Source organism: Desulfosediminicola sp., assembly GCF_048381775.1.
GTDB lineage: Bacteria > Desulfobacterota > Desulfobulbia > Desulfobulbales > Desulfocapsaceae > Desulfopila > Desulfopila ganghwensis.
In genome coordinates, this window is sequence record NZ_JBLXGE010000005.1 from 220,229 (window position 1) to 232,722 (window position 12,494).

Sequence of the window (12,494 nt, forward strand, 5' to 3'; positions counted from 1 at the left end):
CGCAACCCCAATAAACGTTAGGCCCGCCAAATCTTACATCTAGAGTACTACGCTTGAACTACACCACATACAGCCCCATCGCCGCATCGACACGTTGTCGTTTTATTATTTGAGTTGGTAGCTTATAAATGCGGGTAAATCGTATATGCCGTTTGAATCGGGAGTAGCATTACAAATGGTTCAGAATCCCTGTAACGTTTTGGGAATATTTTTTTCGAAATTTCTGCCAGTATAGTTTCTCTCTAAACAGATTTTCCTTTTACAGAAAGAGAAACCACAACTTCACAAAACATATTTGATTTTCACAAATCCGAGACTTGAGATCGGTGAGATGAGAGAGATAAGCAAGGAGTGAGTCGACACCAGAATCGCTGATCATTACAATTCTCTCTAATGAATTGCAGCAGGCACATAAGCTATATTGAGCATACTAACGTAACGTACACAGCCTATGCACCTGCCCTCTCACTCCTGGCTGCTAACCAGCCTTTTCTGAGTACCGGTTGGTAGGCAAGGGCATAATCCTACTTTACGCTTTTCGGTGAAACAGAAGAGACAACCGGACTGAACATTCCGTCTTCAAGCGTTATATTTTCTTTAATGTGGTTAGCTAATCCGGCACCAGCCTCTGTGTACACATTAAAAGCCGTATCAACCCCCGCTTCCAGGAGTGTGTTTATCTCGTCATCAAACATGGCAACGGAAGCGATGGTTCCGGGAAAGTTATTTTTTTTCAGTACGCTGGTGACATAGAGTTTTGCATCCATGCAGGGCATGGCCAGGATTACCATTTTCAGTTTCGATTTCCCCCTTGGTAACCTGTGCCAGTAATCCGGGTCTGTAACATCACCCAGCAGTACCTGTCTGCCCTCCTCCTTCTGCTGTGCAACACTGGCAGGATCGTAGTCGAGGCCGACCACAACATCACCATACTGCTTACGAAACACATCATAAGCGCCGGAACCGATTCGCCCCATACCAATGATCGCTATCCGCCAATTGCCAACAGGAACAGGCTTCTCTTCAGGATGCCTCTCTTTACTTTCAAACTTTTTCAGGAGATCTCCAAAACGCTCGTAAATACGATCACCGAATTTATTGAGGGGAGATGCCGCAACAAAGGAAAGAGAGAGGGCAATGGCCATAACCACCAGCCACTGTTTATCGAGCATTCCGGTCGAAACCGCCATGTAGCAGACTATCAGACCAAATTCTGAATAGTTTGAGAGATTCATGGTCGATTTGAACGAACTGCGGGCGCTGAGTTTGAAGCGACCAAGAATGAAAAAATAGAGTGCCATTTTCAAGGGAAGCATAAGCACCAGCACCACCGATGCCAGGAATCCCGACCAGCCCGGCAACCCGGCAAGGCCGATATCGATAAAGAATGCGATGAGCATCAGCTCTTTCACACTCAAAAGCGAATTAGCAAGCTCCTTGGCCCGCTTATGAGGCGCCACCAGCACACCCATTATCAGTGCTCCCAGATCTGCCTTCAAGCCGACCAGATCAAACAAGGCGGCCCCCACGACAAAGGTGAGGAACATCCCCAGGGCTAGCTGCAGTTCGCCATGGCCTACCCTGTCCATCATCCGAAAAATCAGTGCCCTTGCCAAAGGAAGTGCTGCCAAGACCAGGATCGCATACGGAGACGGCATTTTACCAGCCGAGACAGTAAGAAAGACAACGGCTATCAGGTCCTGAATAATGAGTATACCGATAGCGGTACGGCCGTTCAGCGAATCCATTCGGCCATTCCCTTCAAGCACTTTCACGGCAAAAACTGTGGATGAAAAGCTGAGACCAAAGGCCACGAGCATTGCCGTGGTCATATCAAGGCCCAGGAAAAACTGAAGCCCGCTATGGCTTAACAGAAAGAGTAGAAGACCGAAGAGTGCCGTGGTGAGCACCATATGGATCGATGCGCCAGCCCATACTTCCGGCTTGAACAGATTCTTGATATCGAGTTTGAGACCAATGGTGAAAAGCAGCAGGGTTACACCGAACTCGGCAATTTGGGCCAGAATAGGGTCTGTGGTGTAGCCCAGCAAATTGAGGCCAAGCCCGGCAAGCAGAAAGCCTATCATCGGCGGCAGGCTTGCCCTGTGGGCAAGATAGCCTAATGTAAAGGCTACGGTAAGAATAATTGGGTCCATAATTTACGCTGAAAGACAAGAGTTATCTGATAAGAGTGTTGATTGCCGCAGGACAACGCCCTGAAACAGGCTGACGGCAACTGGAATAACCCTGACACAATGTCATATTTCTGCTCCCACTTCAACCAATTCCGCTCCTCTGCTATGACATCATCATACAGGTTGATACCGGGCCAGTGGCTGGAGTCACCGCCGTAAATCATATCACTGTGATAGTTCATCACATGCACAGGCATCGTTGCACCTGATCACACCCATCAGATACGTTCCTCTTTTCTTTGAACCGTAGCTCGTTGCGTTACCTCTGAGGCTTCCTGTTCTGCCGCATTGCCTTGAGCAGATCTTTTGCCCCCGGATGATCAGGCATGATTTTCAGAACGTCATAGGCCAGCTGCTCAGCCTGAGGCCCCATACCAAAGTTGAGGTACAGATTGACCAGTGTAACGAAATACTCGCTGACCTCTGGGTTTTGTAATACCAGTTCGCGTAACACATTTGCGCCCTGTTGCCAGCGCTGCAGCTTGAACAGCGCCAGGCTAAAGTTGTAGCGCACCCTCGAATAGCCAGGCATGCCCTCGGCCGCTTGCTGCAAATAAACTACTGCCTCGTCATACCGGTTCAATTCCGATAACAGCAGCCCGAGGGAATAGTGAACTTCATACATTGTCGGCCGATCCGTTAACACCTCCTGCAGCAATTCAATAGCATCCCGGTTATTGCCCTGCCGGTTATACAACATTGCCAGATTCACCTTGGCCGGGATAAAGCGATCATCTATCTTCAATGCTGCCAGATAACTGCGGGCCGCTTTTTCCTCGTCGCCCAGCTCCCACTCCAGGTTCCCTTCGTTATGGCGTTGGCTGGCAAAATCTGCATTATATGCCAGTGATTGCCTGTACTCAGACAACGTCTCCTGAAATACTGCGCGATCCTCTTGGCGAAGACTTTCACCAGGGACACCCGCCAGCCGCGCCGCCGCCTCAAGGCGCACTGCCCGCGACGGGTCGTAGAGCTTGGGGGCGACCAGAGCCCTGATTCTGTCTGTGTCGGACCGCTCAAAAGTTCGCAGAGCGGCGTGCCGAAGCAGACCTTCTTTACTCTCCAGAGCCTTGACGATGGTCGACTCAATCCCCTGCCCCGGATAGTTCGCCAGAAGAGATATTGCCGTGGCTCGCACTATAGGTGGAAGCAGCGTGTCTTCAGCCACATCTTTCAGTTGCTCCAGCCCCTCTGGTTTTCTGGCTCTGCCAGCTTCTATGGCTTCACCGTAGTGTGGCCTGTTCTGCTGCCCATACCATATTCCGTACTTCTCGTTCACCCAGTCAAGCGACTTGTCTCCATGGCACGCTGAAGTGGAGCAACTGTTGGGGGTCTTGATTGATATGCTCAGATCAGGCCGCGGGACTCTCAAGCTGTGATCGGGCCGATAATCTATACCCATATAGACGCGACCGCTCATATGGCAGCTGACGCAGAGATACCCTTTACTCGGTTTTCCCTCGTGCGTTTTTTTGTGGAAGTGGTGGCCGGGAGTATCGTAATCCTGACGGCGATGACACTGGGTGCAGAGTTCATTTCCCTGCCGGTGTGTCTGCAGCGAATGCGAGTCATGGCAATCATTACAACGCACTCCCCGCAAATACATTTTTGACTGGATAAACGACCCGTAGACATAAACTTCTTCTTTGATCTGACCATCAGGATAGTAGAGTTCTTCGGTGAGCAACGCGGGCACCATCATATCCAGAGGATCGACCCCATCGTGCTGATTATCGCCAAGTTGATATCGCCTGGCATGACAAGGCGCACAAAGAGAGATCTGCCGCTCCCGCAAGGCCTCATCCCCCTCTATGGCTAAACCTGCACCCGCCTGAGATCGCCCCAAAGCCGGCTGTCTGGCCCACTTCACATGCTCTGAGCCTGGCCCGTGACACGCTTCGCAGCCAACGTTTATCTCAAACCAGCTGGTGGAGTAGCTGTCTTTCTGCGGATCATAATTTTTCTTTAACCTGGTTGAGTGACATTCTGCACACATACCATTCCAGTTCTGACCGCTTCCGGTCCAGTGCAGCCAGTCATCAACCCCATCGACATCATAGGGCGGCAGGCGATACCAGCGTTTTTGATCCACATCCCAGGCAATATTGTAACATTGCATTCTGCCTCCTGGCATGGGGATCAGGTATTGCTGCAAAGGGTAATGGCCGAAGGTATAGGCCACCTGGTACACACCCTTTTGGTCCGCTACATCTTCGGTCTCTATGAAATAGTTGTTGTCCCGCCTGAAAAAACGACTCTTCTTGCCGGTATAGGGGTCTGTGAAAACGGTATCAGCAAAATCGCCAAGCACGGTCTCCGGTGTGGCTGGGGCCATTGCCTTGTCGTGATCCGATCCCTGCCATTTGCGGTGTTGTTCCAGATGGCATTCCCCGCATGTTCTGGTGCCGACAAATTCGGGTTCCGACACAGAGTGCACCGGCACATTCGCCTGCATCCGCCAGAGATAGATAAAAGGAGTGAGCAATAGTAAACAGAACGCCGCAAGAGCCGTCATCTCCCAGCCCAGTGTTCTGTCAGCTGAATTGCGGTGAGCCATGTTACCCCCTCACAGTTCCGTTGCTGGCAGCTGGCTCCGCTGATGGGGCCGGTACCGAAATCGCCCGGTTCACCAGAATCTCTCCATTTTCAATTCGTAACGGGTGGGAACTCAAACCTTTCAAGGCAGGTGGGGTGAGTACTTTGCCGGTTATATCAAATGATGAACCGTGGCAAGGGCAGACAAAGCGCTCTGTCTCCTGGTCCCAGAGCGTTGCACAGCCAAGATGTGTACAGAGCCTCGAAAGGGCGCGAAAGTCTTCGCCTTCCAGACAAACCAGATAAAACTGTCCCTGGGGAATCGCCGTAACGGTGTTTGGTGAGAAATCTTCCACACGCCCTACCCGGATTAAATCTGCCTTGCCTGCCTCTATTCGTTTTTGCCCGGCTGAACGTACCAGCCGCACAGACAACCAACCGAATTCCAGGCAGGCAAGAGCCACCAGAAAAGTCCAGATCCGGTTTAAGAACTTCCTGCGCCCAGCAACTTCTCCTGTCGCAGCCTCAGCACCCTGGCGTTTACTCATATGGTTACCGTATCAACTGGGAAAGAGTAATTGCATACCGGGACCCCTGAACCAGATACCGGTTATCGTCAACGTCACCATCCAGGCGAAAACAGCCATCCAGGCGGCGAGAATTACTTCGCCTTTCAAGTAGTGCTTCTTCCGGGTAAGCAGAAGGAAACCGGCCCCAAGCCCAACACCGAGTAAAACCAAGGAGAACCAGCCTCGGCTGACCAGAGCCATTGCCGGTACTTCAGTACCGTTGCCGTCCAGCCCCCCGATTGCATCATAAGCAACAAGAATCGTGGCAGCAAAAGCACCTCCTATGGCGGCGACCAGGGCCAGTTTTCGGCCACGTCGTCCTCCAAACCAGGTTCCGGGTGATTCAAGCCTTTGTTGCCAGAACGGCAGACTGATGAAGGCGATACACGTCAGGGCCGGAAAAACACATACCGCAAATACCGGATGAAAATGAATCAGCATCTCCTGGACGCCCATGAAATACCAGGCCGCTTTCACAGGATTCGGGCTCACCCCAACCATCGCCGGCTCGCCTGCGGGCGCATCGAAAAATGATGCCAGCAGAAAAATCAGGGCGGTAGCCACCAACCCCACAGCGGCCTCCCGCACTATAAGAGCAGGTTTGACAGCAACACGTCTATTCCGGGATTCTGCATCTTTGGTTACCAGTCCGCCTGCCTTGCGGATAAGCCAGATATGGAGGAGTACCAGAGCACTGAGCGTCAGCGGCAACCAGCCCGTATGCAGCACAAAAAAGGTACTGAGCGTACCTTGCCCGACCTCAACGGCCGTACCGCCTGTCCGGAAGGGAGCGGTAAGTACTTCGCCGACCACAGGGATATAACCGGCCATATTGATGAAAATAGTAACAGCCCAATATGAGAGCTGGCTCCAGGGCAACAGGTAACCGGTAAAGCAGATCAGCAATACCAGCAGCAACATGAATGTACCCACCACCCAGTTAAGGCGCCTGCCCCCGGTAAGTGCATCGGTACAGAGCACCCGCAGCAGATGCAACCCCATACTCACTATCAGCAGATTGGAGGACCAGTAGTGGATATTACGGAACCAGCCCGAGATGTTGCTGTCCCCATACATGGCCCGCACCGAGTCATGGGCATGCTGAACGGTCGGTTCATAACTCATCAGCTGCATTGCGCCTGATATACCCAGCAGGACCAGGAGGGTCAGGCTGATTCCCCCCAGGCCGAAGCTCAGCGTAAATCGCAGCGTCTCTTCAGGCACCCTCTTCGGATGCAGATGAAGTACGAACTGGCTCAGCACGCCATCAGTCACCTGCTTTTCCCTGCTTCCGGCCGTCAACAGTCCCCTCCCTAGCTAGAGCGAGATAATCATTTATAAACTGTCAAACCAGCGTAACCTAACACCTCTAAACCGTCAACACTTCCTTGATTTCCAGAATTCTCTGAACTATCCTGAAACTGGTCTATTTCTTTCCTGTAACTCCCGACCAATCAAGGCCTGAAGGCATTCGGCCAGCTATCAGATTACAGCTGAATATTATCTAACCAGCGCACCATATCTCAAGGTGTTCTTTCCAAGGAGGAGGCTATGGGTAGTGGTATACACTTTTCACATTTGAAAACAATTGTTTCTGCGGCTGTTTGCTTTGGCGTTCTGACAGCGTTCTCAACGCTCGCGGCAGGTGCGGATAAACCGAATATCATTGTCATATGGGGGGATGATATTGGCCAGACAAATGTCTCAGCCTACTCCAGGGGAATGATGGGGTATCGTACGCCGAATATCGACAGAATTGCCGATGAAGGCATGCTCTTCACCGATTACTACGGTGAGCAGAGTTGTACTGCAGGCCGGTCTTCTTTCATCACCGGCCAGTCAGTATTTCGCACAGGTCTCAGCAAAGTCGGGCTCCCCGGTGCCAAAGAGGGATTGGCAGCAGAAGATCCGACTATTGCCGAATTGCTCAAGCCTCTCGGCTATGCCACAGGCCAGTTTGGCAAAAACCACCTGGGTGACCGCGACGAGCATCTGCCGACGGCCCATGGTTTCGATGAGTTCCTCGGCAATCTTTATCATCTCAACGCGGAAGAAGAGCCGGAAAACGAAGACTATCCCAAGAATCCTGAGTTTAGAAAACGTTTTGGCCCGCGCGGTGTAATAAAATCCTTCGCCGACGGCAGAATCGAAGACACCGGTCCCCTGACCAAAAAGCGGATGGAGACCGTGGATGATGAGACCGTCGCGGCGGCCCTGGATTTCATGGAACGCCAAGCCAGCTCGGATACCCCGTTTTTCCTCTGGTGGAATGGCACCCGCATGCATTTCCGTACCCACGTAAAAGAAGAATTACGCGGGATCTCAGGGCAGGATGAATATAGCGACGGCATGGTGGAGCACGACATGCACGTTGGTAAATTACTCGACAAGATCGACGAACTTGGCATTGCCGACAATACCATCGTTTTCTACTCCACCGATAACGGCCCCCATTACAACACCTGGCCCGATGCGGCCGCAACACCATTTCGCGGTGAGAAAAACACCAACTGGGAAGGTGGCTGGCGCGTTCCCGCCATGATCCGCTGGCCTGGCAAAATCGAGCCTGGTTCGATCTCCAACGATATAATGCACCATATGGACTGGCTGCCCACCTTCGTGGCCGCCGCCGGCAATCCCGATGTCAAAGATCAGCTACTGAAAGGGCACGTCGCAGGCGACAAGAATTTTAAGGTTCACCTTGATGGCTACAATTTTCTCCCCTACCTGACCGGCCAGGAGGAGAAAGCGCCACGCCGTGAGATCTTCTATTTCTCGGACGACGGCGATCTCACCGCTCTTCGTTACGACGACTGGAAGATCATATTCATGGAGCAACGGGTTGAAGCGACCCTCCAGGCCTGGGCTGAGCCATTTGTGCCTTTACGGGTGCCATTGATCTTTAATCTGCGCCGCGATCCGTACGAACGTTCCCAGAAGACCTCCAACACCTACTATGACTGGGTTATTGACCGCGTATTCCTGCTGGTGCCAGCCCAAGTTTATGTCGGTGATTTTCTGCAGACGTTCAAGGAATATCCTCCCAGGCAGAAAGCCGCCAGTTTCAGCCTGAATCAGGTTATGGAAACATTGACTCAACCTGCCGGAGCGAGATAAAGCCACACACAACAGGCCGGGATTATCCCGGCCTTATTTTCTATTGAGCCTGAACAATGATTCTCCCAAAGATCCGGCTGATCACCTTGCTTAGCTCTTTTTTGGCATGTTCGTTCTGTTGCGGAACCGCTCCGGCCGTGCAGCAACAGCCGCGACTGGTATTACAGATAACCATTGATGGTCTTCGCGGAGATATGCCGCTCCGCTTTATGGATGCACTTCCACCAGGCGGATTCAGGTACTTTTATGAAAACGGCATCTGGTTCACCAACGCATATTATCAACACTCGAATACGGAAACCATTGTCGGACACGCAACCCTGGCCACAGGTGCCCAGCCTGCCGAACACGGCATGATTGGTAATATCTGGCTGGACCGCGAATCAGGCCAACTTCATTACAACATCGAAGATGCGGAGTATTCCGTGGTCGGCGATAAAAGCTTCATCGACAAGAAGACCGAAATCGACCCCACTCAACGCGCCGCCCGCAGTGAGGGACGTTCGGCCAGGGCGATTCCCTGCTCAACGTTCAGCGATGAATTACTGCTCGCCTCCGCCGGCCAGGCAAAGGTTTTCGCGGTATCAGTAAAAGACCGCGGCGCCGTGCCGCTGGCCGGCCACGGTGGAAAAGCTTTCTGGTTCAATAAAAAGTCAGGCGAATTCATCAGCTCTACCTACTATTACGACGCCTATCCGGGCTGGGTGAAGAGTTGGAACAATGAGTATAAGGCAGATAAGCTGTTGAACACCAGCTGGGAGTTGAGTCAGCCCCAGGCCAGATATATGCAGGCCGATGCCGATGACAGGTCTTTTGAGATCGATATCAAGGGGTTCGGCCGCACCTTTCCCCATAATTATGGTGATGACCGAAAATATTTCTATACCTTCCTCACCCTCAGCCCGGTGGGAGATGAGCTCACTCTCGATTTTGTCCAAACCCTCATAGAACAGGAACAAATCGGCCGTGATCAGGTCTGTGACTACCTTGCAGTCAGCTTCTCTTCAACCGATTATGTGAGTCATATTTTCGGCCCTGCAAGCCTGGAAAGTGAAGATAACCTCTACCGGCTCGACCGTACTCTCGCAGCGCTTATTACAGAGGTAGACAAGGTAATAGGTCTTGATAAGACCCTTATCGTGCTGAGTGCCGACCATGGCAACCCTGAAGCCCCGGAGGTAATGGCTCAGTTGGGAATGCAGACCAGGCGCATGTCTCCTGAACGTGTCAGCACCGACGAAATCATGGCCGGACTCCAGCAAAAATTTGGCCTGGGGAAAGAGTTGATCGAACTCTATTACCATCCCTATATCTATCTCAACCACCAGGTCATAGCTGACAAAGGGTTGGATCGGCAGGAAGTCGAATTCACCATAGCCGAAGAGATGACAAAAATTCCCGGCATAGCTGCAGCCCTCTCCTCCTCTGCCCTGCAGCGGCAGCGATTCATCAACAGCAGATTCGACCAGCTGGTGCGCAACAATTTCTATCAGGGAAGATCGGGCGACATCTATATTATTCAGCAACCCTATCATCATCTGGTCTCTGAAGAAACAACACCTTTAGCAGCCATGCACGGTTCCCCATACAACTATGATCTTTTTGTACCGGTTGTTTTTGCAGGCAACGGCATAAAGGCAAAAACCGTCTCCCGGTTAATCCACCCGGTGGATATAGCGAGAACACTTGCGAATTGTCTTCATATCAAGCCACCGTCTTCTGCCGATGGCTCAGTTTTAAAAGAGGTATGTGAAGAAAATATCAGTGATTGAGAGGAGAGCACATGACCAGGATACCCGTAGCTATCGCGTTGTTATTTTTGGTAATGCCCACTCTTTGCCATGCCGGGAGCCCCGATGAGTGGCAGTTCGAAGTCAGCCCATACCTCTGGGCCGTCGGGAAAGATGGCCGGACAGGAGTCAAAAATGTTCGCGACACCGGGGTCGATCTCATCGCCGACGTCGATCTGAGCTTCAGTGATATCCTTGAAAACCTGGACATGGCATTACTCGTGAACGGCCAGGCCCAAAAGGGTCCCTGGGGAATCAGAATGGATTTCGTACATATGACGGTTTCCACCGGCACCACAGTCAATGCGGCCCGGGCCGAGCTTGAGGTGTCTGAAACCGCCTGGACCACGGCACTGTTCTATAAGCCGGAGAGATGGAAGTATTTCGACGTGTTCGCAGGCTTCCGCCTCATTGACGCGAATACCGAGATTGACATTATCGGAGCGATGGGAAGAAGTGCCGGCACAGATATTGGTGATACCTGGGTAGACCCGATCGTTGGAGTGAATTTTCAATACCCTCTCAACGAAAAGTGGGGGATGATACTTCGTGCTGACATGGGAGGATTTGGTGTCGGTTCCGATTTCACCTGGCAGGGGACAGCGGCAATTCGTTACAGAGTCAGCGACCTCATCATTCTGGATCTGGCCTACCGTTACTTCGAGGCCGACTATGAAGAAGATGGCTACGTCTATGATTTATCGACAGAAGGCCCCCTGCTCGGGGTAACGTTTGCCTTTTAGCCCAAGTGAACCCGGTTCCAGATTCACATCTGGACATCTTTAAATTTATTTTTGAGCAATCGCAGAAATATTTCATCCTGCTCTTCATCAAGGATAGTCATGACTTCCTTATTGCTCTCTGCGATTATCTCCTTAATCTGCGGATCAACCTGCTGCCTGACAACATGGATTTGTTCCATTGCTGAAACCAGAACCGCTCTCAATTGCTGCTCCTGTGTTTCCGTCAAAGCAAGTTTCTGATCAAAACGCTTCATAAGTAATTCCACATGCTTTTCTGTCGGACCTGCCTGAATCAACCTGAAACGCTCAAGCAGTATTGAGCGAGTCCCCAGGGCACCGCTAGCGGCACCGACAGTGAAAACAACCAGAAGCGTGGCAACGATTCGAACATTTTTCATAATTAACCGTCGGTGTGTCAGAAAGAGTAATAGGATACCAAGCTATTATTTTTACTTGAGATCTCCGAGTCGTAAACGGCCATATCAAGGGTGGTCAGCGATTGATCGGTGATAAAAGCTACCCCCAGGACAATTGCGACTGCGGCGGCGAGCTGGGCCAACGGCCAGAAGAGAGAAGAGCGCTGCACATCGGTTCGCCCAGGGGCGGCAATATGCCGAACCTCTCGCATTACACTATTTTGCCAGCGCAAAGTTGGCTGAACCGCATCATCGTTCTGCTGCAGGTGAACAGTTTTAAATACTTCTTCAAGCTTTTTAATATCTTCTTTCTCTCTACTGTTCATCACGTCACCTTTCATTTTCGCGCAGCAGGTTTCCAATCAGTTTCTGCAGCTTAGTACGAGCCCGAAACGTCCTGATCTTAACATTAGCGGTGGACCAACCCAGGATTTCTGCTGCCTGAGCAGTACTGTTCCCTTCAAAATGAACCAGCCGTACAACCATCTGGTCCTCGGGACTCAACCTGGTCATCACCCGATCTACAATTTCTTTTGCCTCTCTGGCCTGGCTGTGTCTGGTAAAGTCTTCGAGGGAAGAAGTAGAAAGAAGTGAATCGAGCCATTGTGCGTGATTGTCTGCCAACTCACTTATCGTCACCTCTGAAGACCTGTACATCTTTCGAAGCGCGTCATAGCTTGTTCTAACTGTTATAGTCGCCAGCCAGCTCTTGAAACTCCCGGTTGTTCCATGCCCGGCCCCCTGAGGCTGATAAAGGGCAAGCGAACGGAAAAGTTTAAGAAACACCTCTTGAGCCACATCTTCCACGAGTTGCGGCGGCACATATTTTCTCACAATTGTGAAGACATATGCCTGGTAACGCTCCAGGAGGGCCTGAAACTGCTCTGTATCACCCGACAGGATATTCTCTATGACAACATCATCCGGCGGTTCTGTTATATTATCTATTCTTTTGATACCTATCCCCGTTTGACCAGGCTCCTGACCTGAGGCAACATAGACAACTCAAGAACTCAAGTCATGGTTGCCGGTATTTTTGGAGGTAAACATGTTGGACTCCCGGGTTCCGTTTGGAGAGAGGAGGGTTGGGGAGGGGGTACGAAAGCCTGGGAGCCCAACGCGTCTATCC

At 51.5% G+C, this 12,494-nt stretch carries 10 protein-coding genes; 3 read left to right on the forward strand and 7 right to left on the reverse strand.

What is annotated here, in order from left to right; translation table 11 throughout:
- Window positions 1-524: 524 nt before the first annotated feature.
- The 4 genes from ACN5NT_RS10320 to ACN5NT_RS10335 form a co-directional block, all read right to left on the reverse strand.
- A complete protein-coding gene (locus tag ACN5NT_RS10320) occupies window positions 525-2,156 on the reverse strand; it encodes a cation:proton antiporter (RefSeq protein WP_419175381.1) in 1,632 nt (543 codons plus the stop codon).
- 298 nt (window positions 2,157-2,454) lie between these two features.
- Entirely contained in the window at window positions 2,455-4,752 is a 2,298-nt protein-coding gene (locus tag ACN5NT_RS10325; protein ID WP_419175382.1) for a tetratricopeptide repeat protein, read from the reverse strand.
- Window position 4,753: 1 nt separating this feature from the next.
- On the reverse strand, window positions 4,754-5,278 hold the full coding sequence (locus tag ACN5NT_RS10330; protein WP_419175383.1) for a ubiquinol-cytochrome c reductase iron-sulfur subunit: 525 nt from the start codon (window positions 5,276-5,278) through the stop codon (window positions 4,754-4,756).
- 12 nt (window positions 5,279-5,290) lie between these two features.
- Window positions 5,291-6,601: a cytochrome b N-terminal domain-containing protein gene (locus ACN5NT_RS10335; RefSeq protein WP_419175384.1), complete on the reverse strand. Its 1,311-nt coding sequence runs from the start codon at window positions 6,599-6,601 to the stop codon at window positions 5,291-5,293.
- Between the two features lie 249 nt (window positions 6,602-6,850).
- On the opposite strand from ACN5NT_RS10335, the gene ACN5NT_RS10340 reads away from it, so the two are divergent.
- The 3 genes from ACN5NT_RS10340 to ACN5NT_RS10350 are packed head-to-tail and all read left to right on the forward strand — an operon-like array spanning window position 6,851 to window position 10,949.
- A complete protein-coding gene (locus ACN5NT_RS10340) occupies window positions 6,851-8,416 on the forward strand; it encodes an arylsulfatase (protein WP_136796419.1) in 1,566 nt (521 codons plus the stop codon).
- A gap of 56 nt (window positions 8,417-8,472) precedes the next feature.
- Window positions 8,473-10,188, forward strand: a complete 1,716-nt coding sequence (locus ACN5NT_RS10345) for an alkaline phosphatase family protein (protein ID WP_419175385.1) — start codon at window positions 8,473-8,475, stop codon at window positions 10,186-10,188.
- A gap of 11 nt (window positions 10,189-10,199) precedes the next feature.
- Window positions 10,200-10,949: a hypothetical protein gene (locus tag ACN5NT_RS10350; protein ID WP_419175386.1), complete on the forward strand. Its 750-nt coding sequence runs from the start codon at window positions 10,200-10,202 to the stop codon at window positions 10,947-10,949.
- Window positions 10,950-10,972: 23 nt separating this feature from the next.
- On the opposite strand, the gene ACN5NT_RS10355 is transcribed toward ACN5NT_RS10350, so the two are convergent.
- Genes ACN5NT_RS10355 through ACN5NT_RS10365 form a run of 3 tightly spaced genes read right to left on the reverse strand, consistent with a single transcriptional unit; the run spans window position 10,973 to window position 12,328 of the window.
- The gene (locus tag ACN5NT_RS10355) at window positions 10,973-11,347 is read right to left on the reverse strand and encodes a hypothetical protein (protein ID WP_136796416.1); all 375 of its coding nucleotides are present in this window, start codon (window positions 11,345-11,347) and stop codon (window positions 10,973-10,975) included.
- 17 nt (window positions 11,348-11,364) lie between these two features.
- Window positions 11,365-11,691, reverse strand: coding sequence for a hypothetical protein (locus ACN5NT_RS10360; protein ID WP_136796415.1), 327 nt, complete (start codon window positions 11,689-11,691; stop codon window positions 11,365-11,367).
- A gap of 4 nt (window positions 11,692-11,695) precedes the next feature.
- A complete protein-coding gene (locus ACN5NT_RS10365; RefSeq protein WP_419175472.1) occupies window positions 11,696-12,328 on the reverse strand; it encodes an RNA polymerase sigma factor in 633 nt (210 codons plus the stop codon).
- Window positions 12,329-12,494 lie beyond the last annotated feature (166 nt).